Annotated in this window: 26 protein-coding genes; 13 read left to right on the forward strand and 13 right to left on the reverse strand. The window is 67.6% G+C overall.

Going from position 1 to position 26,969, the window contains the following annotated elements; all coding sequences use genetic code 11:
• Positions 1–21 precede the first annotated feature (21 nt).
• Positions 22–2,979 carry an excinuclease ABC subunit UvrA gene (uvrA, locus tag GGR11_RS05695; protein ID WP_183195771.1) on the forward strand — a complete coding sequence of 986 codons (2,958 nt, stop codon included), beginning with the start codon at positions 22–24 and terminating at the stop codon, positions 2,977–2,979.
• Positions 2,980–3,007: 28 nt separating this feature from the next.
• Here uvrA and GGR11_RS05700 read toward each other — a convergent pair whose 3' ends face one another.
• The 3 genes from GGR11_RS05700 to GGR11_RS05710 are packed head-to-tail and all read right to left on the reverse strand — an operon-like array spanning position 3,008 to position 5,674.
• Positions 3,008–3,889 (reverse strand): hypothetical protein, encoded by an 882-nt coding sequence (locus tag GGR11_RS05700; protein ID WP_183195772.1) that lies wholly within the window; start codon positions 3,887–3,889, stop codon positions 3,008–3,010.
• A gap of 29 nt (positions 3,890–3,918) precedes the next feature.
• Positions 3,919–4,878 (reverse strand): hypothetical protein, encoded by a 960-nt coding sequence (locus GGR11_RS05705; RefSeq protein ID WP_183195773.1) that lies wholly within the window; start codon positions 4,876–4,878, stop codon positions 3,919–3,921.
• Positions 4,871–5,674, reverse strand: a complete 804-nt coding sequence (locus tag GGR11_RS05710; protein ID WP_183195774.1) for a hypothetical protein — start codon at positions 5,672–5,674, stop codon at positions 4,871–4,873. The genes GGR11_RS05705 and GGR11_RS05710 overlap by 8 nt, the downstream gene beginning before the upstream one ends.
• Before the next feature lie 70 nt (positions 5,675–5,744).
• On the opposite strand from GGR11_RS05710, the gene trmFO reads away from it, so the two are divergent.
• Both trmFO and GGR11_RS05720 read left to right on the forward strand, forming a co-directional pair.
• Positions 5,745–7,160: a methylenetetrahydrofolate--tRNA-(uracil(54)-C(5))-methyltransferase (FADH(2)-oxidizing) TrmFO gene (trmFO, locus tag GGR11_RS05715; RefSeq protein ID WP_183195775.1), complete on the forward strand. Its 1,416-nt coding sequence runs from the start codon at positions 5,745–5,747 to the stop codon at positions 7,158–7,160.
• A 64-nt stretch (positions 7,161–7,224) separates the two neighbouring features.
• A complete protein-coding gene (locus GGR11_RS05720; protein ID WP_183195776.1) occupies positions 7,225–8,364 on the forward strand; it encodes an aspartyl protease family protein in 1,140 nt (379 codons plus the stop codon).
• Here GGR11_RS05720 and GGR11_RS05725 read toward each other — a convergent pair.
• Both GGR11_RS05725 and GGR11_RS05730 read right to left on the reverse strand, forming a co-directional pair.
• The gene (locus GGR11_RS05725; protein WP_183195777.1) at positions 8,361–9,014 is read right to left on the reverse strand and encodes a squalene/phytoene synthase family protein; all 654 of its coding nucleotides are present in this window, start codon (positions 9,012–9,014) and stop codon (positions 8,361–8,363) included. The genes GGR11_RS05720 and GGR11_RS05725 overlap by 4 nt on opposite strands.
• A gap of 4 nt (positions 9,015–9,018) precedes the next feature.
• Positions 9,019–9,993, reverse strand: a complete 975-nt coding sequence (locus tag GGR11_RS05730) for a polyprenyl synthetase family protein (protein ID WP_343051085.1) — start codon at positions 9,991–9,993, stop codon at positions 9,019–9,021.
• A 165-nt stretch (positions 9,994–10,158) separates the two neighbouring features.
• Here GGR11_RS05730 and GGR11_RS05735 point away from each other — a divergent pair, with 165 nt between their 5' ends.
• Complete coding sequence (locus tag GGR11_RS05735; RefSeq protein WP_183195779.1) at positions 10,159–10,914, forward strand: tRNA1(Val) (adenine(37)-N6)-methyltransferase; 756 nt, start codon at positions 10,159–10,161, stop codon at positions 10,912–10,914.
• A gap of 423 nt (positions 10,915–11,337) precedes the next feature.
• Here the strand turns inward: GGR11_RS05735 and GGR11_RS05740 are convergent, their stop codons facing one another.
• On the reverse strand, positions 11,338–12,126 hold the full coding sequence (locus GGR11_RS05740) for a HisA/HisF-related TIM barrel protein (RefSeq protein ID WP_183195780.1): 789 nt from the start codon (positions 12,124–12,126) through the stop codon (positions 11,338–11,340).
• Between the two features lie 157 nt (positions 12,127–12,283).
• On the opposite strand from GGR11_RS05740, the gene GGR11_RS05745 reads away from it, so the two are divergent.
• A complete protein-coding gene (locus GGR11_RS05745; RefSeq protein ID WP_183195781.1) occupies positions 12,284–13,609 on the forward strand; it encodes a VWA domain-containing protein in 1,326 nt (441 codons plus the stop codon).
• A gap of 9 nt (positions 13,610–13,618) precedes the next feature.
• Here GGR11_RS05745 and thiS read toward each other — a convergent pair whose 3' ends face one another.
• Positions 13,619–13,816 carry a sulfur carrier protein ThiS gene (thiS, locus tag GGR11_RS05750; protein WP_183195782.1) on the reverse strand — a complete coding sequence of 66 codons (198 nt, stop codon included), beginning with the start codon at positions 13,814–13,816 and terminating at the stop codon, positions 13,619–13,621.
• A 115-nt stretch (positions 13,817–13,931) separates the two neighbouring features.
• Between thiS and aroQ the strand changes: the two genes are divergently transcribed.
• The 5 genes from aroQ (at position 13,932) to lepB (ending at position 17,816) form a co-directional block, all read left to right on the forward strand.
• The gene (gene aroQ / locus GGR11_RS05755) at positions 13,932–14,378 is read left to right on the forward strand and encodes a type II 3-dehydroquinate dehydratase (protein ID WP_183195783.1); all 447 of its coding nucleotides are present in this window, start codon (positions 13,932–13,934) and stop codon (positions 14,376–14,378) included.
• A gap of 47 nt (positions 14,379–14,425) precedes the next feature.
• Positions 14,426–14,917, forward strand: a complete 492-nt coding sequence (gene accB, locus GGR11_RS05760; RefSeq protein ID WP_183195784.1) for an acetyl-CoA carboxylase biotin carboxyl carrier protein — start codon at positions 14,426–14,428, stop codon at positions 14,915–14,917.
• A gap of 9 nt (positions 14,918–14,926) precedes the next feature.
• Complete coding sequence (accC, locus tag GGR11_RS05765; protein WP_183195785.1) at positions 14,927–16,279, forward strand: acetyl-CoA carboxylase biotin carboxylase subunit; 1,353 nt, start codon at positions 14,927–14,929, stop codon at positions 16,277–16,279.
• Positions 16,276–16,962 (forward strand): leucyl/phenylalanyl-tRNA--protein transferase, encoded by a 687-nt coding sequence (gene aat, locus GGR11_RS05770; protein WP_183196391.1) that lies wholly within the window; start codon positions 16,276–16,278, stop codon positions 16,960–16,962. Before accC ends, aat begins: the two co-directional genes overlap by 4 nt.
• Before the next feature lie 80 nt (positions 16,963–17,042).
• The gene (lepB, locus tag GGR11_RS05775) at positions 17,043–17,816 is read left to right on the forward strand and encodes a signal peptidase I (RefSeq protein ID WP_183195786.1); all 774 of its coding nucleotides are present in this window, start codon (positions 17,043–17,045) and stop codon (positions 17,814–17,816) included.
• Here lepB and GGR11_RS05780 read toward each other — a convergent pair.
• The 6 genes from GGR11_RS05780 to GGR11_RS05805 form a co-directional block, all read right to left on the reverse strand.
• Positions 17,813–18,154, reverse strand: coding sequence for an EF-hand domain-containing protein (locus GGR11_RS05780; protein WP_183195787.1), 342 nt, complete (start codon positions 18,152–18,154; stop codon positions 17,813–17,815). The genes lepB and GGR11_RS05780 overlap by 4 nt on opposite strands.
• Positions 18,155–18,170: 16 nt before the next feature.
• Positions 18,171–18,836 carry a DUF2155 domain-containing protein gene (locus GGR11_RS05785; protein WP_183195788.1) on the reverse strand — a complete coding sequence of 222 codons (666 nt, stop codon included), beginning with the start codon at positions 18,834–18,836 and terminating at the stop codon, positions 18,171–18,173.
• A complete protein-coding gene (locus GGR11_RS05790) occupies positions 18,833–19,225 on the reverse strand; it encodes an NADH:ubiquinone oxidoreductase subunit NDUFA12 (RefSeq protein WP_183196392.1) in 393 nt (130 codons plus the stop codon). The genes GGR11_RS05785 and GGR11_RS05790 overlap by 4 nt, the downstream gene beginning before the upstream one ends.
• A gap of 212 nt (positions 19,226–19,437) precedes the next feature.
• The gene (locus tag GGR11_RS05795; RefSeq protein ID WP_183195789.1) at positions 19,438–20,706 is read right to left on the reverse strand and encodes a TolC family protein; all 1,269 of its coding nucleotides are present in this window, start codon (positions 20,704–20,706) and stop codon (positions 19,438–19,440) included.
• Positions 20,703–20,906 carry a YgaP family membrane protein gene (locus GGR11_RS05800; RefSeq protein ID WP_183195790.1) on the reverse strand — a complete coding sequence of 68 codons (204 nt, stop codon included), beginning with the start codon at positions 20,904–20,906 and terminating at the stop codon, positions 20,703–20,705. The genes GGR11_RS05795 and GGR11_RS05800 overlap by 4 nt, the downstream gene beginning before the upstream one ends.
• 28 nt (positions 20,907–20,934) lie before the next feature.
• A complete protein-coding gene (locus GGR11_RS05805) occupies positions 20,935–22,212 on the reverse strand; it encodes an NAD(P)/FAD-dependent oxidoreductase (protein WP_183195791.1) in 1,278 nt (425 codons plus the stop codon).
• A 119-nt stretch (positions 22,213–22,331) separates the two neighbouring features.
• Here GGR11_RS05805 and GGR11_RS05810 point away from each other — a divergent pair, with 119 nt between their 5' ends.
• The 3 genes from GGR11_RS05810 to GGR11_RS05820 are packed head-to-tail and all read left to right on the forward strand — an operon-like array spanning position 22,332 to position 26,954.
• Complete coding sequence (locus GGR11_RS05810) at positions 22,332–22,670, forward strand: rhodanese-like domain-containing protein (RefSeq protein WP_183195792.1); 339 nt, start codon at positions 22,332–22,334, stop codon at positions 22,668–22,670.
• Positions 22,671–22,710: 40 nt separating this feature from the next.
• Positions 22,711–23,736 carry an efflux RND transporter periplasmic adaptor subunit gene (locus GGR11_RS05815; RefSeq protein WP_183195793.1) on the forward strand — a complete coding sequence of 342 codons (1,026 nt, stop codon included), beginning with the start codon at positions 22,711–22,713 and terminating at the stop codon, positions 23,734–23,736.
• Positions 23,733–26,954, forward strand: a complete 3,222-nt coding sequence (locus GGR11_RS05820; protein ID WP_183195794.1) for an efflux RND transporter permease subunit — start codon at positions 23,733–23,735, stop codon at positions 26,952–26,954. The genes GGR11_RS05815 and GGR11_RS05820 overlap by 4 nt, the downstream gene beginning before the upstream one ends.
• Positions 26,955–26,969 lie beyond the last annotated feature (15 nt).

The following is a 26,969-nucleotide window of genomic DNA, read 5'->3' on the forward strand; positions in this document are numbered from 1 at the left end:
CTTCCCGCGTTCCCGGACAGCATGACCGAAAAGCACAACTTCATCCGCGTTCGCGGCGCCCGCGAGCATAATCTCAAGGGCGTGGACCTCGACATTCCCCGCGAACAGCTGGTGGTGATGACCGGCCTGTCGGGCTCGGGCAAATCTTCCCTGGCCTTCGACACCATCTACGCCGAGGGCCAGCGTCGCTATGTCGAGAGCCTGTCGGCCTATGCGCGCCAGTTCCTGGAGCTGATGGGCAAGCCGGACGTGGACCTGATCGAGGGTCTGTCCCCGGCCATCTCCATCGAACAGAAGACGACGTCGAAGAACCCGCGCTCGACCGTCGGCACGGTCACCGAGATCCACGACTATATGCGCCTGCTGTGGGCGCGGGTCGGGGTGCCCTATTCGCCGGCCACCGGCCTGCCGATCGAGAGCCAGACCATCAGCCAGATGGTCGACAAGCTGGTCGCCCTGCCCGACGGCGAGCGTATCCTGCTGTTGGCCCCCGTCGTTCGGGGCCGCAAGGGCGAGTACAAGAAGGAAATCGCCGAGTGGCAGCGTCAGGGCTTCCAGCGGCTGAAGATCGACGGCCAGTTCTACCCCATCGACGAAGCCCCGACCCTGGACAAGAAGTTCAAGCACGACATCGACATCGTCGTGGACCGGATTGTCACCAAGCCTGACCAGGAAGCCCGCTACGCCGACAGTCTGCAGACCGCCCTGGGTCTGGCTGACGGCATTGCCAACGCGGAATGGGCCTCGACGGCCGAGGGCGAGACCGCGCCGCGCAGCCTGCTGTTCTCGGAACGGTTCGCCTGCCCGGTGTCCGGCTTCACCATCTCGGAGATCGAGCCGCGGCTGTTCTCGTTCAACAATCCCTTCGGCGCCTGCCCGGTCTGTGACGGGCTGGGGGTCAAGCTGGCCTTCGACGCCGATCTGGTGATCCCGGATCGAGACAAGAGCCTGCACAAGGGCGCCGTCGCCCCTTGGGCGCGCGGCCCCTCGCCCCTCTACACCCAGACGCTTCAGTCGCTCAGCCGCCACTACGGCTTCTCGATGGACGTGGCCTGGCGCGAACTGCCGGCCCAGGCCCACAAGGCCATCTTGTACGGAACCGGCGCCGAGAAGATCAAATTCACCTACGACGACAACGCCCGCAAATACGAGGTCTCCAAGCCGTTCGAGGGCGTGCTGCCGAACCTGGAGCGCCGTTGGCGCGAGACCGACAGCGCCTGGGTGCGCGAGGAACTGGCCCGCTACCAGTCCGAGACCCCGTGCGACGCCTGCCACGGCAAACGGCTGAAGCCCGAGGCCCTGGCGGTCAAGGTCGGCGGCCAGGATATCGCCGACATCTCCACCCTGTCGATCAAGAAGGCCTACGACTGGGTCCAGGCCCTGCCCGAGGCGCTCAGCGACAAGCAGATGGAGATCGGCCGGCGCATCCTGAAGGAGATCGGCGACCGGCTGCGGTTCCTGAATAACGTCGGCCTAGACTATCTCTCGCTGTCGCGATCCTCCGGCACCCTGTCGGGCGGAGAGAGCCAGCGCATCCGTCTGGCGTCGCAGATCGGCTCGGGGCTGACCGGCGTCCTCTATGTGCTGGACGAACCCTCCATCGGCCTGCACCAGCGCGACAACACCCGCCTGCTGGAAAGCCTGAAGGGGCTGCGCGACCTGGGCAACTCCGTGCTCGTCGTCGAGCATGACGAGGAAGCCATCCTGACCGCCGACTATGTCATCGACATGGGTCCGGCCGCCGGCGTCCACGGCGGCGAGGTCTGCGCCGAGGGCACGCCGGCTCAGGTCATGGCCAATCCGAAGTCGCTGACCGGCAAATATCTGACCGGCGAGCGCGAGATCGAAATCCCCGTCGACGGCCGCCGTCCCATCGACCGCAAGCGGATGCTGAAGATCAGCGGCGCCAGCGGCAACAACCTCAAGAGCGTGACCGGCGAAATCCCCGTCGGCGTCTTCACCTGCATCACCGGCGTGTCCGGCGGCGGCAAGTCCACCTTCACCATCGAGACCCTGTACAAGGCCGCCGCGCGCCGCCTGAACAATGCGTCCGAAGCCCCCGCCCCCTTCGACCGGATCGAAGGGCTGGAGCATTTCGACAAGGTCATCGACATCGATCAGTCGCCGATCGGCCGCACCCCGCGCTCGAACCCGGCCACCTACACCGGGGCCTTCGGCCCCATCCGCGATTGGTACGCCGGTCTGCCGGAATCCAAGGCGCGCGGCTACGGCCCCGGCCGGTTCAGCTTCAACGTCAAGGGCGGTCGCTGCGAGGCCTGCCAGGGCGACGGCGTCATCAAGATCGAGATGCACTTCCTGCCCGACGTCTATGTCACCTGCGACGTCTGCAAGGGCAAACGCTACAACCGCGAGACCCTGGAGATCGTGTTCAAGGGCAAGTCGATCTCGGACGTGCTGGACATGACGGTCGAGGAAGCCGCGACCTTCTTCAAGGCCGTGCCGCCGATCCGCGACAAGATGCTGACGCTGGAACGGGTGGGCCTGGGCTACGTCAAGGTCGGCCAGCCGGCCACCACCCTGTCGGGGGGCGAGGCCCAGCGGGTCAAGCTGTCCAAGGAGCTGTCCAAGCGCGCCACCGGCCGCACCCTGTATATCCTCGACGAACCGACCACCGGCCTGCATTTCGAGGACACCCGCAAATTGCTTGAGGTGCTTCAGGAACTGGTCGAGGCCGGCAACACCATCGTGGTGATCGAGCACAATCTGGATGTCATCAAGGTCGCCGACTATCTGCTCGACTTCGGCCCCGAAGGCGGCGACGGCGGCGGCGAGATCGTCGCGGTCGGCACGCCGGAACAGGTGGCCGACAACAGCGCCAGCTGGACGGGGAAATACCTCAAGGAGGTGCTGGACCGGCACGAGACCCGCCGCAAGGCGCGGGTCGCGGCCCTGGGCGGCTCGGTCGGCGGACCCGTGGGCGAACCGGCCAAAAAGAAGAGGGTGAAGGCGTCAGCCTGACGCCTTCGACGCCGGTCTGCGGGACGGGTCAGCGGTCCCGCAGACCCTGCCAGGCCGCCGAGAAGGGCGCGTAAAGCACGGCCAGCTGCAAGGCGGACATCAGGGCGTTGACCACGGACCAGACCAAGATGGCGGGCCAGGCGCGCGCCAGGACATCCAGGGTGGACAGACCGTCCATGCCCGCCAGAACGGAGATGCCGCCGGTCGCCAGATCCGTGCCCGCGCTGATGATCGCGCCAAGAATGCTGACGATCAGGCTCATGATCACGGCGATGATCGTCATGCCCAGCAGGGGCCAGAACTGGCCGTTGGTGGCCTTGAACGACTCGAACAGGGTGAACTTGCGCCGGTCGATCGTCATCGGCACGGCCAGGCAGAGCTTGATCGAAAGCCAGATCACCAGAGCCGCCGCGGCCAGGCCCAGGATCAAGGCGATCAGATACATGACCGCCTGACCCGAGGCGACACCGAGGCCGAACACGGTCACGACGATGGCGGAAAGCACCCCGCTCAAAAGCCCGACGATCACCCCGATCGCCAGCGTGACCGCGAACACCCGAACCTCGTCCATGCCCAACCGCAGATAGCCCCAGGCATTCTCGGCGGGACGCAAAACCGACCGCGCCACGGCGGCGCTGAGCACAGCCCCAATCACTAGGCCCAGGGGCGCCAACCAGACGAGCAGGCCCATATAGGCCTGCCCCAGGGCCATCATCTCCTCAGGCGACGGATTGGACGACTGTTCCAGCGTTTGGGCCGAGGCCATGATCGCGGCCCATTGGCCGGCGCCCAGCCCGAAGGTCGCCACATACAAGACCAGATAGGCCAGACCCCAGATCAGGGCTGTCACCGGATGGCGACGCACCACCCGAAATCCTTCGAACGCCGCGTCGGTGGCGGAAAAGCTCATGCTGCACTCCAGATCAGATTGGCGCGATCCTAGACCATCGTGTCGGCCGCGTCGCCCGCCGAGGTGGCGGCGGGCGACGTCGCTGCGGCGAACACGGCGCCGGACGGCCCATCCAGAAGCTGACGGCAGGCGGAGGCGAAGGGCGCGCTGAGCAGGGTCATGACCGCCCCATAAACAAAGCCGCCGGGCACGAGCATCAGCCCAGCCACCGTCGCCAACACCGGCGGCGATGGAAACAGCTCGCCCAGGGTGGCGGGGGGCGATTGGGCCGTAATGTTCGCGAAAACGCCGCTGGCGAACAGGGCGACGATCACGACAAAGGCCAGGACGAAATAGACGACCAGATAGACCAGCCAAGTGCAGACCAGCAGGCCCAGCAACGGCAGGGTGCGCCCGCGGCCCAGCGCCCAGCCCTCGACGAAGGCGAACCGTTTCAGGATCAGGGTGGCGGGCGCGATGAGGGAAAGCCGCGCCATGGCGACGACGACCAGCGCGATCAGACCCAGCACCAGAACGAAGCCGCCGATCATCGCCGCCGCCTCATTGGCCTGCCACAGGGTGGCGACCAGGGCCGCGCCCAACAGCACCAGAATGATCACGGCGATATAGGCCCCGACAAACAGCGCCAGCCCCACGACCACCAGCCGCAGTTCGTCCATCCCGATGCGCAGGAAGAAGGTTCGGTCGGGCCGGCCGATCATCAAAGTCGCCCGCATGGTCGCCGCCCAGATCACGACCGCCAACACGGCCTGTCCGACGTTCAGCAGCATGGACAGGCCCTGAACCGCCATCAGTTTCCCGAACATTTCTGGCGGCGGCTCGGCGCCGTCCGCCAGGGGCAGATCCGCCAGGGTTCCGAACATCAGAGCGACCGCCAACAGGCTGAAGCCCATCATCAGAAACCCCCAGACGAAGACCGCCAACGGATGGCGCCGGATCACGCGCCCCGGCGTCGCCATGGCCTCGCCGATGGAAAAGGTCTCAGTCATGGGTCGCTCCTTGCGGCGTCCAGTACTCTAGTCGGCGATAGGCCGCACCCAGGAAAGCCAGGGCCAGGGGCGCCTGGAACACCGAAATCATCACCGCCCACACGATCCACCCGGCCATGCCGGTCAAAAAACCGGTCGCAGTCAGGATCAGCAGTCCCAGGATCGGCAGGCCGACGACCACGACCAGTCCCCCCAGCAGCGGCCAGAAACGGCCCTGCGCGATCCCCATGCTGTTCAGCGAGACCATATGCCCGCGCCCCAGGGTGGCCGGAGCGAACAACGACAACCGCACGAGCATCACCAGCGCGCCATAAAGCGCCAGCAGCGTCACCACCGCCAGCAGGGCCAATTTCCAGATCGGCCCCACCTCGGCCCAGTCTCGCAGGCGGATCGCCTCGGCGTTCAGCTCGGCCATGCCGAACACGGCCAGCAGCACCAGGGCCACGACCGACAGGATCATGGCCATGAAGACCGCGCACAGCAGGGCGGCGCCCAGCAGGCGCAGTTCAGGCAAACCCAGTTGCAGGCCCGCCGCCCCCAGGCCTAGCCGCCGTGCGGCCTCCCGGTCGTCGCTGATGGCCGTGCGCGCCAAAGCGCCGATCAGAACCAGACCGGCGACCAGCGCCCCCGCACCCCAGACCCAGCCCAGGACGCCGACCATGACGGGCCGCAAAGCCCAGACCAGGGCGCACACCGCCATGGCGCCCCAGGCCCAACGCCATGCCCTGACCAGGCCGACGACCGACGCCCTCAGCGCCTCGCCCAGCCGCAATCGCCTGCCGTTCGTCACGATCATCGCCCCATATCCCACCGCCGACATAGCAGGGGATCATGACACCGCGCCACCCGGCCGCTAGAAGGCCGCGATGACCGTTTCCCCGAACTCTTCCGTTTCCCCCGTCCACATCATTGGCGGGGGCCTCGCCGGCTCAGAAGCCGCCTGGCAGATCGCCCAGGCCGGCGTGCCCGTGATCCTGCACGAGATGCGCGGCGTGCCCGGCGTGAAGACCGACGCCCACCAGACCGACGGCCTGGCCGAACTGGTCTGCTCCAACTCCTTCCGGTCGGACGACTGGGAGCACAATGCAGTCGGTCTGTTGCACGCCGAGATGCGGGCGCTCGACTCGATCATCATGGCCTGTGGCGACGTCAATCAGGTGCCGGCGGGCGGCGCCCTGGCCGTGGACCGCGACGCCTTCTCCGCCGCCGTAACGGCGAAACTGGCGGCCCACCCGCTGATCACCATCGTGCGCGAGGAGATCGCAGGCCTGCCGCCGCAGGAGTGGGACAATGTCATCGTCGCCACCGGCCCCCTGACTTCGCCCGCCCTGGCCGAGGCCATCCTGAAGGCGACGGGCGAGGAGAGCCTGAGCTTCTTCGACGCCATCGCCCCGATCGTCCACGCCGACAGCATCGATTTCGACATCGCCTGGTGCCAGTCGCGCTACGACAAGGAAGGTCCAGGCGGCGACGCAGCCGCCTACGTCAACTGCCCGATGGACAAGCCCCAGTATGAGGCCTTCATCGACGCCCTGCTGAACGGACCCAAGGCCGAGTTCAAGGACTGGGAGCACGTCCCCTATTTCGACGGCTGCCTGCCCATCGAGGTCATGGCCGAGCGGGGCCGCGAGACCCTGCGCCATGGGCCGATGAAGCCCGTCGGCCTGACCAACCCGCGGGACCCGCTGGTCAAGGCCTACGCCATCGTCCAGCTGCGCCAGGACAACGCCCTGGGCACCCTGTTCAACATGGTGGGCTTCCAGACCAAGCTGAAGCACGGGATCCAGGCCGAGACCTTCCGCATGATCCCCGGCCTCCAGAACGCCCAGTTCGCGCGCCTGGGCGGCCTGCACCGCAACACCTATCTGAACAGCCCCCAGCTGCTGGACAAGCAGCTGCGGCTCAAGGCCATGCCCCGCCTGCGCTTCGCGGGCCAGGTGACCGGCGTCGAAGGCTATGTCGAGAGCGCGGCCATGGGCCTGCTGACCGGCCGCCTCGCCGCCGCCCAGGCCTTGGGCCGCGACCTTGCCGCTCCGCCGCCCGAGACCGCCATGGGCGCCCTGGTCGAACACATCACCGGCGGGCACCTGGAAGGCTCGAAGTTCCAGCCGATGAACATCAACTACGGCCTACTGCCACCACTGGAGGCGCCCAAGGTCGATGAAGAGGGCAAGAAGATCCCGCTGAAGGAACGCGGCCGGGCCAAGAAGCGCCTGATGAGCATCCGCGCGATGGAGAGCCTGAAGGCCTGGCGGGACGACCATACCGGCGCGCTCGCCTGATTGCGGGGCGGCGCTGGGCGGCTATATTCAGACTTACCCCGCTGTCCGAGCTCTCGGAGCCGCCATGTCTGCCAGCCGCCGCCAATTGCTCGCCCTGACCATTGCCCTCGGAGGAGCGAGCGTCTTCAGTCGGGCGCGCGCCCAGACGTCCGTTATCGAGGCGCCGATCCGGCTGGAGAACGGTCGGGTGCTGATGGATGTCACGCTGAACGGCGCGGGCCCCTTCCCCTTCGCCCTCGACACCGGCGCCGAAGTGGCAGGGCTTCGGTTGGCGCTCGCCCAGAGGCTGGGCCTGCGCGAACTCCGCCGGATTCGCCTCGGCGGAGCGATGTTCCCTTTCTACGGCGTCAGCGAGATGGTGTTCGGCGGCGCAGTGCGTCAAACCAACGCTGGCCTCTTCGGCCTCGAAGGTCGAATCCTGGGGGCCGAGGGCCTGCTGGCGGCGGGCCTGCTGACGTCCATGGACAGCGAACTGCTGTTTGAGGCCGGCCTCTGGCGCGTGCATCCCTCGGGCGGACCGGACCGAACGGGCTTCACCCGGTTGGACGGCGCGATTGAGCCGGCGAAGGTGGAAGGCTTGTCGGCACGACCGTTCGCCAAGGTGGATCTGAACGGCCAGACTGAACGGGTCGTCCTGGACACCGGAGGCCCGCGCCCCCTATCTCTGTCTCGCAAGCGGGCCGAAACCTTGGGTCTATGGAGCGACGCACTTCCGTTCGCCCCCATTCCCCATTCGAACATATTGGGACGGTCGCCGGAGCCGTCGCGCCTGGTTCGAGCGCCCCGCCTGGCCATAGGCCCGGCGATCTATGAGAATGTCTTGGTGGCCCTCAACGCCGCCGAGAACATCGGCGGCGAGACCATACTGGGTCTGCCGATCATCCAGACGCTGGATCTGTCCATCGCTCGCGCCGACAACGCCATATGGGTTCGGCGCAACGGTCTCAAGGTCACCGAACCGACTTATGGCCTGTCAGGCCTTTGGCTTTCGGAGACGCGGGGCGGGGTGCGCGTGGACGTCGTCGGGGCCGGCAGTCCAGCCGCCGCTGCGGACGTCCGCGTGGGCGACATACTGCTGGACGTCTCGAACCTGCGCGAAGGGATCGACCGCGTCGGCGGCGCTGCAGGCCGCGAGGTGGGTATTCGTCTGCGCCGAGGCGGCGAGACGGTCGAGGCGGCCTTCACCCAGTCGGCCTATCTCTAGATCCGCCCGCGCAACGTCGCCCAAAGCAGGCGCAGCCTCTTGAAGGGCTCGGGCTCGTCCTGGCGCGTCAGGGCGGCTGAGGCCACAGCCGGGAAACCCTCGGCCGGCAAGCTCTTCAACGCTGCGTTCGCCGCCCTGCGCCCCGCCCTCGCCTCCTCCGCCCGCCCGACCTGACCGAGCCCGCGCACCCGCCCCGCTTCTATCACCTTGTCCGCATGGCCCGGCCCGGCCAGCACATGGACCGCCGCCTGCATCGGCCCCACGTAGAAGGCGTCCAGGTCGTGGGGTTCGCCGTGGACGCGGCCGATGTGAGCCTCGATCAGGGCGTCGAGGGGGGCGCGGTCAAGGGCGTGGCGGGCGACCAGGTCGGTCAGGGCCTCCAGCACCGGATGGCCCTTGCGGGGGATCCCGGCGAAGACCCCGTCCAGCTGTTCGGCCCACCAGGTGTAGCGCATCTCAGCCAGCAGGGGCTGGGTCACCCGCGTCGGGATCGACATCAGCTCGGCCTCGAAGGCGTAGAGCGTGATCAGATCGGCGCGGGCGCGGTCGTCGGCGACCAGGCGGCTGGAGAGCCAGCGGTCCAGGTCGGCGGCGCGAACCTGGGCGTCCAGGCTCGCCGCGACCGTCGCCGCCGGATCGGGTTCATTCACTGGTTCAGGCGGCACGCGAAACGGCGAAATCGGCCAGGTCTTCCAGGGCCGCGCGCCAGTCCGAGGCCGGCAGGACGGCCAGGGCGGCCTTGGCCTGATCGGCATAGTCGCCGGCCAGATCCAGGGTCGCGCCGATGGCGCCGGAACCGACGACCAGTTCGCGGGCGCGGGCGAAGTCCTCGGGCGTGCGTTCGCCCTTGGTCACGGTCCGCTCCCAGAAATCGTCCTCGCGGCCCCGGGTGCGGGCCACGGCCAGCAGCAGCGGCAGGGTGGCCTTGCCCTCGTTGAAGTCGTCGCCGGCGTTCTTGCCCAGGGCCTCGGCGGTCGCGCCGTAGTCGAGGGCGTCGTCGGCCAGCTGGAAGGCGATGCCCAGGGCCATGCCGTAGTCGCGCAGGGCCTGGGTCGCGGCCGCATCGGCGCCGGCGCCCACGGCACCCGCCTCGGCGGCGGCGGCGAACAGTTCGGCGGTCTTGGCCGAGATAATCTGCAGATAGGTGGCCTGATCCAGGTTCAGGTCGTGGGCGCGGGTCAGTTGCAGCACCTCCCCCTCCGAAATCACCCGCGACGCCTGGGCCAGAATGCCCAGGGCCCGCATCGAACCGGTTTCGACCATCAGTTCGAAGGCGCGGGCGAACAGGAAGTCCCCGACTAGGACACTGGTGGGCGCGCCCCAGATCAGGTGGGCCGCCACCTTGCCGCGCCGCAGTTCGGAGGCGTCGACAATGTCGTCGTGCAGCAGGGTGGCGGTGTGGATGAACTCGACCGCAGCGGCCAGCTTCTTCGGCGACAGGATGTCCCCCTCAGCGCCCGACGCCCTTGCAGCGGCGACGGTCAGCAGGGGCCGCAACCGCTTGCCCCCCGCCGAGACCAGGTGTTCGGCCAGTTTGGGGATGATCGGCACGTCGGATTGCATCCGGTCGATGATCAGCGCATCCACCTCGGCCATGTCGGTTCCGGCCAGCCGGACGAGGGCGTTCACATCCCCCTTCGGTCGGGGAGAGGCGGCGAGGACTGCGTCCAAGGGATATTCTTTCACACGTCGCGCGACCTCGGCCGCGCAGCTAATTCCGACCGCGTCCGCTTGCCGGATCGCGATGGCGCGCACAATGGTGATCGACCCCCGGAGGGTCAAGGAGATTGAGGTTTGGACAGCGTCCCCACCGCGCCGGATGTCGTGGAGAACGCCCTGCTGAACGGCCGCGTTCGGCTGCGCCAACCCGCGCGCGGCTATCGCGCCGGCATGGACGCCGCCCTGCTGGCCGCGGCTGCGGCGCCCAAGACGGGCGAACGCCTGTTCGAAGCGGGCTGCGGCGCGGGGGCCGTACTGATGCAGATCGCCGCACGTCATACCGGGGTTTCGCTGACGGGGCTGGAACGCGATTCGCTCGCCGCCGGCCTGGCGCGCGAGAATGCGGCGCTGAACGGGTTCGGGGATCGCACCACCATCCTGGACGGCGATGTGGCGGCGGGGTTCCGCGCCCTGGACCTGGCGCCCTTCGACTGGGCCGTGTCCAACCCGCCCTTCTTCGACGATCCCGGCGCCCTGCGCGCGCCGGCGACGGGCAAACAGGGCGCCTGGATGGCCGACGACGGCCTGGCGGCCTGGACCGGCCTGTTGCTGAAATCGGTGCGCGAGGGGGGCCGGATCGTGATCATCCACCGCGCCGACCGTCTGGTCGACCTGCTGGCCCTGCTGGGCGAAAAGGCCGGTTCCTTCGCCATCCGCCCGGTGCAACCCTTCGCCGACCAACCGGCCAAGCGGGTGCTGGTCCAGGCGATCAAGACCGGCAAGGCGCCCCTGCGCCTGCTGCCGCCTCTGGTGCTGCACGACCGCACAGGGGCGAAACACACGCCCGAGGCCGAGGCGATCCTGAGGGGCGAGGCCGCGCTGGACTGGTGAGGATCTGACACTGGCACGAAAACAGGGTGACAAGGCGCCAAAGGCGCCAAAAGCGCCAGGTGGCTGATAGGGGTTGAGAGTGCGTCGCCGTGGGTCATGGACGCATTTTACAGGCGCGGCGAACCCCGGTGGGAAAGGCCGCGTGAGAAACGGGCAAGCGGTTGAAAATCCTGGGACGGAACCAGCGTCATTGTGCGCGATGGGCCCCACCGACTTTCCTTCTCCCCTTGCGGGAGAAGGTGGCCCGAAGGGCCGGATGAGGGGTCCGCCGGTGGGCCAGCTCGCACCACCGCGCCCTTCACCCTTTCAACACTGTGCCCCTCACCCTTTGGCTGCTTCGCGCCGCCCTTCGGGTCGCGCAAGACCGATCGCTGACGCTCTCGGGCGCTCAAGCCCTCTCCCGGCGGGAGAGGGTTGGTCTACCTAAATCAACCCCGCCAGCGGCGACGACGGGTCCGCATACATCCGCTTCGGCATCCGACCTGCCAGATAGGCGTCGCGCCCCGCCATCACCGCATGCTTCATCGCCCGCGCCATCCGGATCGGATCCTTGGCCCCGGCGATGGCGGTGTTCATCAGCACGGCGTCGCAGCCCAGCTCCATCGCCCGGGTCGCATCCGAGGCCGTGCCCACGCCGGCGTCCACCAGCACCGGCACCTTGGCCTGTTCTACGATCAGCCGCACATTGACCTCGTTCTGGATGCCCAGGCCTGAGCCGATCGGGGCGGCGGCCGGCATGATGGCGGCGGCGCCGGCGTCTTCCAGCCGCTTGGCCATGACCACGTCGTCGGTGCAATAGACCATGACGTCGAACCCGTCCTTGATCAGCAGGTCCAGCGCCCGCAGCGTCTCGATCATGTCGGGATACAGGTGGGTCGTGTTGGACAACACCTCCAGCTTGACCAGGCTCCATCCCCCCGCCTCGCGCGCCAGGCGCAGGGTGCGCACCGCGTCCTCGCCGGTGAAACAGCCGGCGGTGTTGGGCAGGAAGGTGAACCGGTCGGGTTTCACATAGTCCACCAGCATCGGCTGGTTCGGATCGGTCAGGTTCACCCGGCGCACGGCCACGGTCACGATCTCGGCCCCCGCCGCCTCGGCGGCGGCGGCGTTCTGGGCGTAGTCGGCGTATTTGCCGGTGCCCACGATCAAGCGCGAGTTGAAGGTGCGACCGGCGACGGTCCAGGTGTCCGGGGTGGCGGCTGTGTCGTTCATGGCCCGGACTTAGACCTTCCCGCGCAGGATGCGAAGACTCAGGAAGGGTCGAGCCAAATTTCGCCACAGACGACCCGTGTTCTGCGTTCAAGACCACAGGCGGGACGGGAGACCCACGATGCACGCAAACACCAAAAGGCTTCGTCGTGGCGCGGGCATGGGTCTAGTAGCCGTGCTGGCGGCTCTGGCGGGCTGTGCGCCGATGGACGACAGCGGCTTGGCAGACGGGGCGATGGCACCGAGCGTGCGGGAAGATCGCGTGGAATACGCCGCTCCGCCGGGCATGGTCGACTCCAGCACAGTGGACGAGGTCATCGTCTCGGGATCCCGGGTGGACGGTAAGGCATCGGGTGAGACCACGCCCTCGCCGCGCCCCGTACCCGGGCGGAGGCCGCCTCCGCCGCAGTCCGGCCTGCTGACGGCCGGCGACTATGACGACCTGCTCAACCCCCGCGCCTATGCCCGCTACGTCGAATCGAAAATCCAGAACGGCGAGGCCCTGCCCTTCGTCGACACCCGCGCCGCCATCACCATCGCCGTGACCGATTCGCGCGGCGCGCCGATCTCCTTCGCAGACGTCAGCGTCTCAAGGCCGAACGGCGGGCCGCTGACCCTGACGACCGTGTCGGACGGCACAGTCGTGCTGTTCCCGGCCCTGGATCGACTGGGCCGGACGGCCGAGGTTTCGATCCGCGCCCCCGGCGGCGGCGCAACGCGTCGGACCCTGGCGGTCGGTACGGACCGGCGACTGGAGCTCAACCTGCCCGGCCGGGCTGCCCCGGTCGGGGCGATGGACCTGCTGCTGGTCATCGACGCCACCGGCAGCATGAGCGACGAGATGAACTACCTGAAGACCGAGATCGAAGCGATCATGGCCTCCCTGGCCGAGCGCCATCCCGGTCTGGACGCCCGTATCGGCTTGATCGTCTATCGCGACACAGGCGACGAATATGTGGTCCGCCAATACCCCTTCACCGCCAATGTCGGCGCGCTCCAGACCCAGTTGTCGAAACAGAGCGCCAACGGCGGCGGCGACTATCCGGAGGCGATGGACGAGGCCATGGCGGCTGCGGTCGCCTATCCATGGCGCGCCGAGGCGGCCAAGGCCCTGGTGCTTGTCGCCGACGCCCCGCCCCACGACGACCGCATCCAGGCCACCTGGGCGACAACCCTGCAGGCCCGGGACAAGCGCATCCAGATCATTCCCGTCGCGGCCAGCGGTGTGGCCGACAAGGCCGAGTTCGTCATGCGCTCAATGGCGGCGGTGACCCAGAGCCGCTACCTGTTCCTGACCGACGATAGCGGCGTGGGCAATCCGCACGCAGCGCCCGAGGTCAAATGCTACGTCGTTACCCGGCTCGACGCCCTTCTGCGGCGGGTTCTGGACGGCATCATCTCCGGCCGCCGCATCGAACCTTCACAGCAGGAAATCATCCGACGTGTCGGCGACTATGACGACGGGGTCTGCGAGCCGCGCAGCTAGCGGACGTCGTCACCCGCCGCCGACGAACTGGACCAGTTCGATCCGGTCCCCCTCGGCCAGGGCGGTGACGGCGTGCAGCGACCGGGGCACGATCTCCAGATTGCGCTCGACCGCCACCTTGCGGGGGTCTAGCGACAGTTCCTCGACCAGGTCCAATATGGTCGCGGCGTAGACTTCGCGTTGATCACCGTTGACTTGAATGCGCATGACGTTAGGTCAACCCGTTTCCACGCTGCGCTTTGACCCGCGCCGCGCCTAAGCTACAAGGCCGCCCCTGAACCGTCAGAGGTCGCCCGATTCCGGAGCCTCGATTCGAGAACCGATGTCCGACACGTCCGTCATCTATGTGCTGAACGGCCCCAATCTCAACCTTCTCGGGGTGCGAGAGCCGGAAATCTATGGTCGCGACACCCTCGCGGACATCGAACAGCGCTGCGTGACGGCGGCGGGCGACGCCCGGATCGTGTTCCGCCAGACCAACCACGAAGGCGTGCTGGTGGACTGGATCCAGGAGGCGCGTGAGAGCGCGCAAGCCCTGATCATCAATCCGGCGGCCTATGGCCACACTTCGGTCGCCCTGCACGACGCATTGAAGACGTTGTCGATCCCGGTGATCGAGCTTCATCTGTCCAATCCGGCGGCGCGCGAGGCGTTCCGTCATCACTCCTATGTGTCGTCCGCGGCGACCGGCGTCATCGCCGGCTTCGGCGCGGCCGGCTATGAACTGGCCGTCCAGGCGGCTCTCACCAAGGTTCGGGAACGCGCCTGAGGGCCGACCCGTTCGCATTCCAAGACGAAAGACAAAGGCGCACCCCAATGGCCGATGACAAGAAACACGCCGAGATCGACGCCGCCCTGGTTCGCCAGCTGGCCGAGATCCTGAACGAAACCGACCTGACCGAGGTCGAGGTCGAGCGCGGCGAGCTGCGCATCCGCGTGGCCCGCGAGATCACCATGCACGCCGCCCCGGTCCAGTACGCCGCCGCCCCCGCTCCGGCCGCTGCGCCGGCGGCCGCCGCCGCTGCTCCGGTCTCCATGCCGTCGGACCCGGCCACCATCGTCGCCCGCGCCGGCGAAGAGGTGAAGTCGCCGATGGTCGGCACCGCCTATCTGCAGGCCTCGCCCGAGGCGCCGGCCTTCGTCCAGCCGGGCGATAAGGTCAAGAAGGGCCAGACCCTGCTGATCGTCGAGGCCATGAAGACCATGAACCCGATCCAGGCCCCGCGCGACGGCGTCGTGGCCGAGATCCTGGTCGGCGACGCCCAGCCGGTCGAGTTCGGCGAGCCCCTCGTCCTGCTGGAAGCCTAAGGCGCCCTGATGTTCACCAAAGTCCTGATCGCCAACCGCGGCGAGATCGCGCTGCGCATCCACCGGGCGTGCAAGGAGATGGGCATCTCCACCGTCGCCGTCCACTCCGAAGCCGACCGCGGCGCCATGTGGGTGCGGCTGGCGGACGAGAGCGTCTGCATCGGCCCCGCCTCGGCGGCCAAGTCGTATCTGAACATCCCGTCGATCATCGCGGCGGCCGAGATCACCGGCGCCCAGGCGATCCACCCCGGCTACGGCTTCCTGTCCGAGAACGCCCGCTTCGCCGAGATCGTCGAAGCCCACGGCATGACCTTCATCGGTCCCAAGCCCGAACATATCCGGGTCATGGGCGACAAGATCAGCGCCAAACAGACCGTCATGGACGCCGGCATCCCCGTGGTCCCCGGCTCCAAGGGCGAGGTCGAGACCGTCGAGGCGGCGATCGAGGCATCGAAGTCCATCGGCTTCCCCCTGATCGTCAAGGCGGCGGCGGGCGGCGGCGGACGCGGCATGAAGGTGGCTCTGACGCCTGATGATCTGGTCGAGGCGGTGCAGACCGCCCAGTCGGAAGCCAAGGCCGCCTTCGGCAATGGCGCCGTCTATATGGAGCGCTATCTCCAGAAGCCGCGCCATATCGAGATCCAGGTCATCGCCGACAGCCACGGCAATGTCGTCCACTTGGGCGAACGCGACTGCTCGCTGCAACGCCGTCACCAGAAGGTGTTGGAAGAGGCCCCCTCGCCCGCCCTGTCGGCCGAGGGACGCAAGCAGATCGGCGAGACGGTCAACAAGGCCATCGCCGCCATCGGCTATCTGGGCGTCGGCACAATCGAGTTCCTGTGGGAGGACGGCGAGTTCTTCTTCATCGAGATGAACACCCGCCTTCAGGTCGAACACCCGGTTACGGAAATGATCACCGGCGTCGACCTGGTCCGCGAACAGGTTCGCATCGCCGCCGGCCTGCCCTTGTCCTTCACGCAAGAGGACATCAAGTTCCAGGGCCACGCTATCGAGGTGCGGATCAACGCCGAGAACCCGGAGACCTTCACCCCGTCGCCGGGCAAGATCACCGACTTCCACGCCCCCGGCGGCCTGGGCGTGCGGCTGGATAGCGCCATCTACGCCGGCTATTCGATCCCGCCCTATTACGACAGCCTGATCGGCAAGCTGATCGTCCACGGCCGCGACCGCGAAGAGGCCATCGCCCGCCTGAAGCGCTCCCTGAACGAGATCGTCATCGGCGGCGTCGACACCACCATCCCCCTGTTCCAGAAGCTGTTGCAGGAGCCGGACATCCTGTCCGGCGACTATGACATCCACTGGCTGGAGAAGTGGGCCGCACGTCAGAAGGGCGACGCCTGACCGAACCCGACGACAGCGCCAGCGGGCCTTTCGGCGGCTTCGGCCCCGAGGACCTGCTGGCCTGTTACGCCCGGGGCGTGTTTCCGATGGCCGAGACGCGCGACGATCCGCGCGTCTTCATCATCGAGCCGGAGCAGCGCGGCGTCATACCCCTGGACGCCTTCCACATCCCCACCCGCCTGCGCCGCACCGTGCGCGGCGAACCCTTCGAGGTGCGGATCGATACCGCCTTCGAGGCCGTGCTGGACGGCTGCGCGGCGGCCCAAGGGCCCGAGCGCGAGGAGACCTGGATCAACACCCCGATCCGCCGCCTGTACGCCGCCCTGTTCGCCAAGGGATACGTCCATTCCGTCGAATGCTGGAAGGACGAGCGGCTGGTTGGCGGCCTGTACGGAGTCTCTCTGGGCGGCGCCTTTTTCGGCGAGAGCATGTTCAGCCGCGAACGCGACGCCTCGAAGGTGGCGCTGGTGCATCTGGTCGCGCGCCTGAGAAAAGGCGGCTGGTCCCTGCTGGACGCCCAGTTCCTGACTGACCACCTAAGCCAGTTCGGGGCGGTCGAGACGCCCCAGACGGCCTATCTGCGACGGCTGAAACCCGCCCTGACGGTAGCGGTGGACGAAACGGCTCTGACGGCGCCGATGACCGGGACAGAGGCGGTCGACTGGGCGCTTCGCCCCGCCTGATCCCTGTCCGGACACGATTTCCGGCCTGTCCGGACAAGCTTGAACTGGCGCAGACCGGCAGGCTTGCGGCCTAAGGGGGCATGACCCAAACCACCGCCTCATCCGCTGACGCCCCGACCCTCGTCTCCAGCCTGCGCGAAGTCAGGGAGATCGGCGTCACCGTGCTTGTCGCCCTGATCCTGGCGACCCTCTTCCGCATTCTGCTGTTCCAGCCCTTCACCATTCCCTCCTCGTCGATGGAGCCGGGACTGGTTACCGGGGACTATATCCTCGTGTCCAAATACGCCTATGGCTGGAGCCGGGCGTCCCTGCCCTTCAACCCGCCTCTGCCCGACGGCCGGGTGCTGGGACGCCAGCCGAAACGGGGCGACGTGGTGGTCTTCCAACGCCCCCACGACCCGGACCAGGTCTGGATCAAGCGCGTCATCGGCCTGCCTGGCGACGCTGTTCAGGTCCGGAGCGGCCGGGTTTTCGTCAATGGACAGGGCGTCGCTCAGACGCCTCTCCAGGCGGTCAACGACCACGACGCCCCCCAAAGACGCGTGCTCGAAGTGCGCGAGACCCTGGCGAGCGGCAAGACCTATGTCACCTACGACGGCGGGCCGGATCAGCCCGGCGACGACACGCTGATCTATCACGTGCCGGCGGGTCAGTATTTCATGATGGGCGACAATCGCGACAACTCGCTGGACAGCCGCTGGCCCGCAGGCCTGGGCGTTGGCCTGCTGCCTGCCACAAACATCGTCGGGCGCGCCGAGATCGTGGCGGCCTCCTGGAAACCCGGCGCCGGGCTGTTCAAGCCCTGGACCTGGCTGAACCTGCAATGGGGCCGTTTCCTGAAGCCCATCCGCTAGCGGGCGCGGAATTCCTCAAAGCTGACCGCGCCGTCATGGTTCCGATCCAGGCGCTCGAACGCCGTCCGATCCGAGGTCACGGATTGGGCCAGGGACGGTGCGGCGACGGCGCCCAGGGCCAGTCCGGCGACAGCCGCCGCCAGCAACTGACGCCAGCCCATACGGATCGACGAACGGCTTGTGGTGGAGCGGTCCAGTTCTCTGTCGATGAAGCGGCGGATGGCGTCGCTGGCCGTGCGGCCTTCGGCGCGGCACTTTTCCATGAAGGCGGTCTTGGTGGCGTGCGGCAGTCGGATCTCGACCGTCTCGCTCTTCTTGAGGGGTCTTTGGCGGTTCATTCCGGCCTCCTCGCGCTCAATTCTTACAGCCCACCACCCAGGCGTCGTAATTAGGATTCTGAAGCCCGCTGACGGCCGGGGACGAGGCGAACATCCAGCCGCGGTAGATCTGGCGCGGTTCGGCCGGCTGATTGGCGCCCCGCGACTGCAGCGAGACATCGACATAGGCGATGGCGTCTTCGGTCAGTTCGTCAGGCGTCGAGACTTCGCAGGCGCGGACGCTGAAGATCAGGTTGCGGTTGAAGCGGACCGGACGGCCGCCGACCTCGACCTCGAACTTCATGGTCTCGGCTGTGGTCTTGTCGATGGCCTGGATCACGGCGAACTTACGCCGCTGGCGCCGGGCGGGCGTGGCCGGCTGTTCGATGGCCTTTTCGACGACCGGCTTTTCGGAAGCGGCTTCTTCCTCGGCCTTTTCGGCGACGGCCTCATCCTCGGCGATGACGACGGAGGGCGGCGGCGTCACCGCCACCGGCGTCCGGGGCGCGGGTGCGGCGGCGGGCGCGGTCTCGGTCGGCGCATTGGCGGGTTGGGCCGGCGTCGTGCGCAGGATGTCGCCGATGGGATCCTGAACCGGACGGGCGTCGCGCGGCGAATCCTGAAGGACGCTGGCGGTCACCGCCCCGGCGCTGAGCGCCGCGACGACGGCCGCCCCGCCCAGCAGGAGCCGATTCGGTCTCACTCGGGCGTCCAGGCCTGATAGTCGCCGGTCGCGGCGGGGCGTTTGGCCTCGGCGGCCAGCGAACCCTGCGGACGCCAGGCCATCGGGGTGCCGGTGAAGTTGGGCAGGTGATCCTTCTCCCACGCGCGGCGCGGCAGGGGCGCCTCGGTGGGCGGCAGGTCGAAGGTGTAGCGCAGCCAGCCGTGCCAGTCGGCCGACACCTTGGACGCGTCGGCATAGCCTTCGTACACGACCCATCGGCGCTTGCGGCCGTCGTAGCTCGAGTTGTCCTTGGCCTCGTAGTATTTGTTGCCGATCTCGTCGGTCCCGACGAAACGGCCGCGCTTGGCGATCGTGAAGAGGGTGCCGATCGTGGCCCCGTTCCACCAGGCGAAAATCTTGTTCAGCACGTCGTCAAAACCCACGCGAAATTCCCGCAGAAAAATAGCCTGCGGCCGGAGCGGATCATAGGAACACTCGCCCTCTTCGTCCAGCAGACACGTTCGCAGAAGCGGGAAAAGCACCCGGCATGAACCGTCTTGCAGAACTCGGGCTTCGCGATCCGACGCGCCGCCCGTCGAAACGCCTCCAGGACCACCATCCGTCGGAGCCCTGTCGCCCCCTAACCCAAGGCTGATCCGATCAGGCTCTTCAGGCGATAGGCGGCGACGATCCGGGCGGTCTTGGCCTGGGTGGCGGCAGCGGCGGCGGCCGTGGCTTCGCGCTCGGCGTTCAGCAGGTCGATCTGAGGTTTCAGGCCGACGCGGACTTCATGCCGGACGCTGGTCAGGGCCTGGACTGCGGCCGCGCTCTGTTCGTCGGACGCCTTCGCCACCAGTTCGGCGGTGTGGATGTCCTGCCAGGCGGCGAGAACCTGTTCCTCCAGGCCCATGCGGGCGGCGCGCAGCCGGGCGGAGGCGGCGCGGACATCGGCGCTGGTCTCGGCGATCTTGCCGGACGTCAGGCCGCCGCTGAACAGGGTCCAGCGGCCGCGGATTCCCACGGTCGCGCTGTCGGCGCGATAGTCGGGAAAGAACTGGTCACGAACCGAACCCGCCTCGACGAAGGCGCTGACGGTCGGCAGGCGTTCGCCGCGCGCGGCGCGGGCGGCGGCCTCGGCCGCCTCAAGATTGGCCCGCGCCTGACGCAGGGCGGGGCTGCCGCCCATGGCGATCGCCATCGCATCGTCGAGTGAGCCGGGCAGAGGCGGATTGGGTGGAATCGGTTGCAGATCAACCGACTCAAGGTCGGTCAGATTGCGGTAACGGGCGCGGGCGGAAGCCTGCATGCCCTCCGCGCGGGCCAGGTCGGCGCGGGCCTCGGCGGCGCGTGACGCGGCCTGGGCGACGTCGGTGCTGGGGGTTTCGCCGGTCCGGAAGCGCTCACGGGCCTGTCGCTCGATTTCCACCGTCTGGGCCGCCAGCTCGCGATACAGCCTCAACACTTCGCTGGCGGCGAGCATATCGCCGTAGGCCTGAACCACCGCCAGGACGACCTGCCCTTGAACGGCGTCGCCGCCGGCGTCGGCCGCCGCCATGCCGGCGCGGGCGCGGGCGATCCCGGCCGCCGCGCGACCGCCGGTGAACAGGGGCTGTTCCAGCGTCAACTGGGCCGCCCGCGGCGTGACGTCCGCCGCGCCCAGGCCGAAGAATTCCTTCGGGTCCAGCCGGCCCTGGCCGACCGTGCCGCTGAGGCTTAGCGACGGGGCGCGGGCCGATTGCGCCTGCTGCAATCGGCCCTTCGCGGCGTCGCCCTCGGCATCGGCGGCGGCGATCTCGGGCGCGTGGGCGAGCGCGGCGGCGATGGCCTCGTCCAGCGTCGTCGCCTGGGCCAGGCCCGGCGTGGCCAGGAACAGAGCCAAGGCCCAGGGCGCAGCGCGGCGCAGGCTCATCGGAAGGCGTTTCCCGGACGCAGGCCCAGGGCCTTGAACACCATGGCCGCCGGGCAGAAGCCGGTGAAACCGGACTGGATCATGTTCAGCCCCGCGAAGACGGTCAGGGCGATCCACCAGGGATGGACGGCGTAGGACAGGCCCACGCCCGCCAGCACGACGCATCCGGCGAAGATCACAACAGCACGATCAAGGTTCATCGGTAGGCTCCAGATCTAGAGGGAGGGGTCACATGCGAAGCTTGCGGATGCCCATGATGTGCATCGCCAGCCGCTCGTAGGAGGGTTCGCTTTCGCCCCTGCGCACCTTGCGCAGGAAATATTTCTCGAAGCCGACCTTGGCCAGGTGGACCCATTTGCCGCTGGCGGCCCAGTTGACGTTGCGCGGCGGAATTTGCGGCTGGGCCACGAAGGCGACGCCGCCGTCGCCGAAGTCCGCCAGACAGACGGCGTTCCAGGTCGCCTCGGCCTCGGGCGTCTCGCCGGCGATCAGGGCGGCTATATTGGCGGCGACGGCGGTGACCATGCTCTCGATCATGAAGCCAGTCTTGGGCACGCCCACCGGGACCGGCGTCGGCCCGGTCGGGGCGATGGCGACACAGACGCCCAGAGCGAAAATCTCAGGGAAGGCGGGATTGCGCTGGTGCTTGTCGATCAGGATGAAGCCGCGCGGATTGGTCAGGCCCGCGATGTCGCGCACCGCAGGCACGCCTCGGAACGCCGGCAGCATCATCGAATAGCCGAAGGGCAGTTGATGGGTCTTGGCGACGGCGCCGTCGTCGGCGATCTCTTCGACGTGCATCAGGCCCGGCTCGACCTTGGCGACACGGGCGTTGGTAATCCATTTGATGTGCCGCTCACGCAGCTTGCTTTCCATCAGGGACTTGGTGTCCCCGACGCCGTCCAGGCCAAGGTGGCCGATATAGGGTTCGGCGGTGACGAAGGTCATCGGCGCCCGGTCCCGGATCTTGCGTCGCCGCAGCTCGGTATCCAGGATCAAGGCGAACTCATAGGCGGGGCCATAGCAGGACGCGCCTTGGACCGCGCCGACGACGATGGGGCCGGGCGCCTCGACGAAGGCGTCGAACATCGTCGCGGCATGGGACGCATGGGCCGTCTGGCAGATCGAGACCGTATAGCCATCGGGACCCAGCCCCTCGATTTCATCGAAGGCCAGGTCGGGGCCTGTCGCAATTACAAGATAATCGTAATCGACACTGTCGCCGTTGTTCAGTTCGACGCGTTTTTCCGCAGCGTGGAGCCGGTTCGCCCCCACCGCAGTGAAGCCGATCTTCTTGCGGGCGAAAATGGGCGGCAGATGAACCTGGATCTCCTCCGGCTCGCGCCAGCGAACCGCGACCCAAGGGTTTGAAGGAACGAAAGAATAGGTCTCGGACTCGGCGATCATCATCACCTCGGCGCGACCCTTGACGGCCGCTCTTATCTCGTAGGCGGCGATGGCGCCCCCCAGTCCGGCGCCGATAATCACAATCTTGGGCTTGGCCATGTTTCCCTCCCGCAGGCGTTTCCATTGCCCTTATGTGGCTTGACCGAATATAATAATTACATGATATATACAATAATAAAAGTATGACACCGCGGTCGGCGGGTCCATGGAGGTTGAAAATGTTCGGATTTGGAAAGCCCAAGGCCCATCGGGAGATCGGCCCGGTCGATCTGAAAGCCATGCTCGCCCAGGGTCAGGTGATGCTGGTGGATGTGCGTGAGCCGGGAGAGTTCGCCGCCGAGCATATCGCCGGCGCCGTCAACCTGCCGCTGTCGTCCTTCGACCCCGCCCGCCTTCCCCAGGCGGACGGAAAGACGGTCGTCCTGCAATGCGCGGGCGGAAAGCGGTCGGGCATGGCGCTGGAGCGCTGCGCCAAGGCCCAGGCCGCGATTGATACGCATCTGGCCGGCGGACTCGGCGCATGGAAGTCGGCGGGCCTTCCGGTCGAGCGCGGCTGACGTGCGATTGATCGGCGGGGATGGTGGAAGGACGACGGCGATGAAGATGTGGACCCTGATGGCTGCGGCCGCGCTGACGCTGTCGGCGTGCGGCGGCGCAGATGAGAAGCGCGAGCCGACCGCCAAGGCGGCGCCCGCCGGCGAACAACTCGTCCTGGCCTCGAACCTCCTCGCCGACACCAAGACGGTGGCGGGCGAGATCACCACCCGCGACCAGTCGCAAGCCCGGGCGCGCATCTCCGGCGTCCTCGTCGTCCTGTCGGTGCGCGAGGGCGATATGGTGAGCCGCGGCCAGCAGATCGGACGGGTCGTCGATGACCGGATCGGTTTCGAGACTCGCGCCTATGGCGCCCAGGTCGCCGCCGCCGAGGCCGAGGCGACGCGCGCCCGCGCCGACCTGGGACGGATCCAGGACCTGTATGACCACAATGTCTACGCCAAGGCGCGCCTGGACCAGGCCGTCGCGGCATCGCGCGCAGCCGACGCCCAGGCCGCCGCCGCCCGCGCCGAACGCGGCGCCAGCGCCAGCATGGCCGGCCAGGGCGCGATCCTGGCGCCGGCCGCCGGCCGGGTGCTGAAGGTCGAGGTCACGGCCGGATCCGTGGTCAGCCCCGGAATGTCCGTCGCGACCATCACCGCAGGGCCGCCCGTGCTTCGTCTCGAACTGCCCGAATCCCTCGCCGGCCAGGTCAAGCCCGGCGCGCGCGTCCTTCTGACGTCGGACGACCTGCCGGTTGAGGCGCGCCAGGGACTGGTGACGCAGGTCTATCCCGCCATCGTCGGCGGCCGAATTCAGATCGACGCGACCGTTCCGGGCCTGACCACCGAACTGGTCGGCCGCAGGGTCGCCGCCTCGATCGAGATCGGCCAACGTCAGGCCCTGACCGCACCCCGGCGTTTCGTCACGACGCGCTACGGCCTGGACTATGTGGAGGTGATGTCGCCTGACCGGAAATCCAGCGCCGTCCCGGTTCAGACGGCGCCTACGAACGACCCTGAAACGGTCGAAATCCTGAGCGGCGTCAAGGCCGGCGACAGGCTGGTTGCGACGAGGACGCAAGGATGAAACTGGGCCTTTCCGGGCGCCTGACGCGCTTCACCATCACCTCGCCGCTGACGCCCCTGTTCCTGCTGGCGGCCATCGCCGTCGGCCTGCTGGCCCTGTTCTCGATCCCGCGCGAGGAAGAGCCGCAGATCAGCGTGCCCATGGTCGACATCCAGGTGGCGGCGCCCGGTCTGGCGGCCCCCGATGCGGTCGAACTGATCGGGATTCCACTCGAGACCATCGTCAAGAGCGTGAACGGGGTCGAGCACGTCTACACCCAGGCCGAAGACAATGGGGTGCTGGTGACGGCGCGCTTCCTGGTGGGGTCAAACCCGGAGGACGCCGCCATACGGATCGAAGAAAAGCTGCGCGCCAACCAGGACCGGATTCCGGTCGGCGTCCCCGATCCCAAGGTGACAGTGCGCGGTATCGACGACGTGCCGGCCATCGTCCTGACCCTGACCCCCAAGCCGGGCGCGGCGGGCCAGTGGACCGATCAGGCCCTCTATGACCTGGCGCACAAGCTGCGCACCGAAATCGCCAAGGTCGATGATGTGGGCCTGACCTTCGTCACCGGCGGCCGGCCCGATGAGATTCGCATCGCCCCTGATCCCGCAAAGCTGAATCAGTATGGCGTGCCGCTGGGCCGTGTCATCGAGGCGGCGTCTCAGGCCAATCGCAGCTTTCCGGTCGGCAATGTCCGCGAGGACGGCCAAGCGGTCGCCGTCACCTCGGGCCGCACCCTGTCGTCAGCCCAGGAAATCGGCCTGCTGACCGTCCGCTCCGTCACCGGCGCGCCGGTCTATCTGCGCGATGTCGCGGACGTGGCCCAGGGACCGCGCGAGGATCAGGCTCGCGTATGGCGCTGGGCCCGACATGACGGTCAGTGGGCCAGCACACCCGCCGTCAGCATCGCCATCGCCAAGCGCGCCGGCGCCAATGCGGTGGTAGTGTCCGAGGCCGTGCATCAGCGCGTGGAAAACCTGGAAGGCAAGCTGATTCCCGAGGGCGTCGAGGTCGCCGTCAGCCGCGACTATGGCGAGACCGCGAACGAAAAAGCCAATGAGCTGCTGTTCCACCTGGCCCTGGCGACCGTGTCGATCGTCGTGCTGATCGGCTTCGCCATCGGCTGGCGCGAGGCCGCCGTCACCGCCGTGGTCATCCCCACCACCATCCTTCTGACCCTCTTCGCCTCCTATGTGATGGGCTACACGATTAACCGCGTCAGCCTGTTCGCCCTCATCTTCTCCATCGGCATCCTGGTCGATGACGCCATCGTCATGATCGAGAACATCGCCCGTCACTGGGGGATGCGCGACGGGCGTAGCCGAACGGAGGCGGCCGTGGAGGCGGTGGCCGAGGTCGGCAATCCCACCGTCGTGGCGACCCTGACCGTCGTGGCGGCCCTGCTGCCCATGCTGTTCGTTTCAGGTCTGATGGGTCCCTATATGGCGCCCATCCCGGTCAACGCCTCGGTGGCGATGATCTTCTCCTTCTTCGTCGCGGTGGTGATCGCGCCGTGGCTGATGATCCGGTTTGCGAGAAAGACCCTGGCGCACGGCCAGCATGATCACGCCCATGAAGACGGCGGGGGCAAGCTGGGCCGGCTCTACGCCCGCGTGGCCCATCGCGTGATCGACAACCGGTCCTCGGCCCGCAACTTCCTGATCGGTGTCGGCGTCGCCACCCTGGTCGCCTGTTCGATGTTCTACTTCAAGGCGGTGACGGTGAAACTGCTGCCCTTCGACAACAAGTCGGAGATCCAGGTGGTGGTCGATATGCCCGAAGGGACCAGTCTGGAAGCGACCTCGCGCACCCTCGACGAGGCGGCGGCTCAGATTCGCACCCTGCCCGAGGCGGACGCCATGGAGGCCTATGCGGGGGCTTCGGCGCCGTTCAACTTCAACGGTCTGGTGCGGCACTATTTCCTGCGCGACCGGCCCGAGATGGGCGATCTGATGATCTCCCTGCTGCCCAAGGATGAGCGTAGCCGGTCCAGCCACGCCATCGCGCTGGATCTGCGCGACAAGCTGAAGACCCTGGGCCTGCCCGCAGGGGCGTCGATCAAGGTGGTGGAGACGCCGCCCGGCCCGCCCGTGCTGGCGACCCTTCTGGCCGAAATCTACGGCCCCGATGCGGAGGCCCGGCGCAAGACCGCGCTCGAGGTCGAAAAACTGTTCCGTTCCGTTCCCTATATCGTCGATGTCGACAACAGTTTCGGCCAGGAACGGCCCCGACTGCGGCTGGTCCCCGTGCGGGATCGTCTGGACTATTACGGCCTGTCTGAACGCGAGTTGCAGGATTCCATCGGCGCGATCCTGGTCGGATCCACGGTCGGCTACGCCCCGCGCGGCGACGGCCGTTCGCCCCTGCCGATTACCGTCGCCCTGCCGCAATCGGCGCGCAGCTGGAGCCGCACCCTGGCCACGACGCCGGTGGCGGTGACGACCGGGCCGACGGGACCGCGCCTGATCGAACTGGGCGAGGTCGTTGACGGCCGCCGCGAAGCGGGCAGTCACGCCGTCTTCCGTCGCGACGGCCGACCGCTCGACATGGTGACCGCCGAACTGGCCGGCGAATACGAGGCCCCCATCTACGGCATGCTGGCGGTCAATCGCGCCATCGAGGCCCATGACTGGGACGCGCTGGGCCTGCAAAAGCCGGCCGTCCGCCTCAATGGCCAGCCGGAGGATGAATCCGTTCCCACCCTGCTGTGGGACGGCGAGTGGGAAATCACCTGGGTCACTTTCCGCGACATGGGCGCCGCCTTCATGGTCGCCCTGCTGGGGATTTATGTGCTGGTGGTGGCCCAGTTCCACAGTTTCAAACTGCCCCTGGTCATATTGACCCCGATCCCCCTGACCTTGATCGGCATCGTCATCGGCCACATGCTGTTCGGCGCGCCCTTCACGGCGACCTCGATGATCGGCTTCATCGCCCTGGCGGGCATCATCGTGCGCAACTCGATCCTGCTGGTGGATTTCATCCGGCACACGGCCTCGCCCGAAAAACCGTTGCGCGACGTCCTGATCGAGGCGGGGGCCATCCGGTTCAAGCCGATCCTTCTGACCGCCCTGGCGGCCATGATCGGGGCGGCGGTGATCCTGACCGATCCGATCTTCCAGGGCCTGGCGATCTCGCTGTTGTTCGGTCTGGCCTCCTCGACCCTGCTGACCGTCCTGGTCATTCCGGCTATCTATGTGGTGCTGCGGGATGACGGAAAACCCGCGACCCGATGACGCCGCACCGAGCCC

Origin of the sequence: Brevundimonas mediterranea, from assembly GCF_014196125.1 — a bacterium.
In the GTDB taxonomy this organism is placed as follows: Bacteria; Pseudomonadota; Alphaproteobacteria; order Caulobacterales; family Caulobacteraceae; genus Brevundimonas; species Brevundimonas mediterranea.

What these genes read in the sequence shown, in the direction of transcription:
- aroQ (WP_183195783.1), top strand. Translation starts at nt 13,932, where the DNA reads ATGTCCGACACGTCCGTCATCTATGTGCTGAACGGCCCCAATCTCAAC.
- uvrA (WP_183195771.1), top strand. Translation starts at nt 22, where the DNA reads ATGACCGAAAAGCACAACTTCATCCGCGTTCGCGGCGCCCGCGAGCAT.
- accC (WP_183195785.1), top strand. Translation starts at nt 14,927, where the DNA reads ATGTTCACCAAAGTCCTGATCGCCAACCGCGGCGAGATCGCGCTGCGC.
- GGR11_RS05800 (WP_183195790.1), bottom strand. Translation starts at nt 20,906, where the DNA reads ATGAACCTTGATCGTGCTGTTGTGATCTTCGCCGGATGCGTCGTGCTG.
- GGR11_RS05710 (WP_183195774.1), bottom strand. Translation starts at nt 5,674, where the DNA reads ATGATCGTGACGAACGGCAGGCGATTGCGGCTGGGCGAGGCGCTGAGG.
- GGR11_RS05740 (WP_183195780.1), bottom strand. Translation starts at nt 12,126, where the DNA reads ATGAACGACACAGCCGCCACCCCGGACACCTGGACCGTCGCCGGTCGC.
- GGR11_RS05700 (WP_183195772.1), bottom strand. Translation starts at nt 3,889, where the DNA reads ATGAGCTTTTCCGCCACCGACGCGGCGTTCGAAGGATTTCGGGTGGTG.
- GGR11_RS05745 (WP_183195781.1), top strand. Translation starts at nt 12,284, where the DNA reads ATGGGTCTAGTAGCCGTGCTGGCGGCTCTGGCGGGCTGTGCGCCGATG.
- GGR11_RS05815 (WP_183195793.1), top strand. Translation starts at nt 22,711, where the DNA reads ATGAAGATGTGGACCCTGATGGCTGCGGCCGCGCTGACGCTGTCGGCG.
- thiS (WP_183195782.1), bottom strand. Translation starts at nt 13,816, where the DNA reads ATGCGCATTCAAGTCAACGGTGATCAACGCGAAGTCTACGCCGCGACC.
- GGR11_RS05780 (WP_183195787.1), bottom strand. Translation starts at nt 18,154, where the DNA reads ATGAACCGCCAAAGACCCCTCAAGAAGAGCGAGACGGTCGAGATCCGA.
- lepB (WP_183195786.1), top strand. Translation starts at nt 17,043, where the DNA reads ATGACCCAAACCACCGCCTCATCCGCTGACGCCCCGACCCTCGTCTCC.
- accB (WP_183195784.1), top strand. Translation starts at nt 14,426, where the DNA reads ATGGCCGATGACAAGAAACACGCCGAGATCGACGCCGCCCTGGTTCGC.
- GGR11_RS05805 (WP_183195791.1), bottom strand. Translation starts at nt 22,212, where the DNA reads ATGGCCAAGCCCAAGATTGTGATTATCGGCGCCGGACTGGGGGGCGCC.
- GGR11_RS05820 (WP_183195794.1), top strand. Translation starts at nt 23,733, where the DNA reads ATGAAACTGGGCCTTTCCGGGCGCCTGACGCGCTTCACCATCACCTCG.
- trmFO (WP_183195775.1), top strand. Translation starts at nt 5,745, where the DNA reads ATGACCGTTTCCCCGAACTCTTCCGTTTCCCCCGTCCACATCATTGGC.
- GGR11_RS05705 (WP_183195773.1), bottom strand. Translation starts at nt 4,878, where the DNA reads ATGACTGAGACCTTTTCCATCGGCGAGGCCATGGCGACGCCGGGGCGC.
- GGR11_RS05795 (WP_183195789.1), bottom strand. Translation starts at nt 20,706, where the DNA reads ATGAGCCTGCGCCGCGCTGCGCCCTGGGCCTTGGCTCTGTTCCTGGCC.
- GGR11_RS05810 (WP_183195792.1), top strand. Translation starts at nt 22,332, where the DNA reads ATGTTCGGATTTGGAAAGCCCAAGGCCCATCGGGAGATCGGCCCGGTC.
- GGR11_RS05720 (WP_183195776.1), top strand. Translation starts at nt 7,225, where the DNA reads ATGTCTGCCAGCCGCCGCCAATTGCTCGCCCTGACCATTGCCCTCGGA.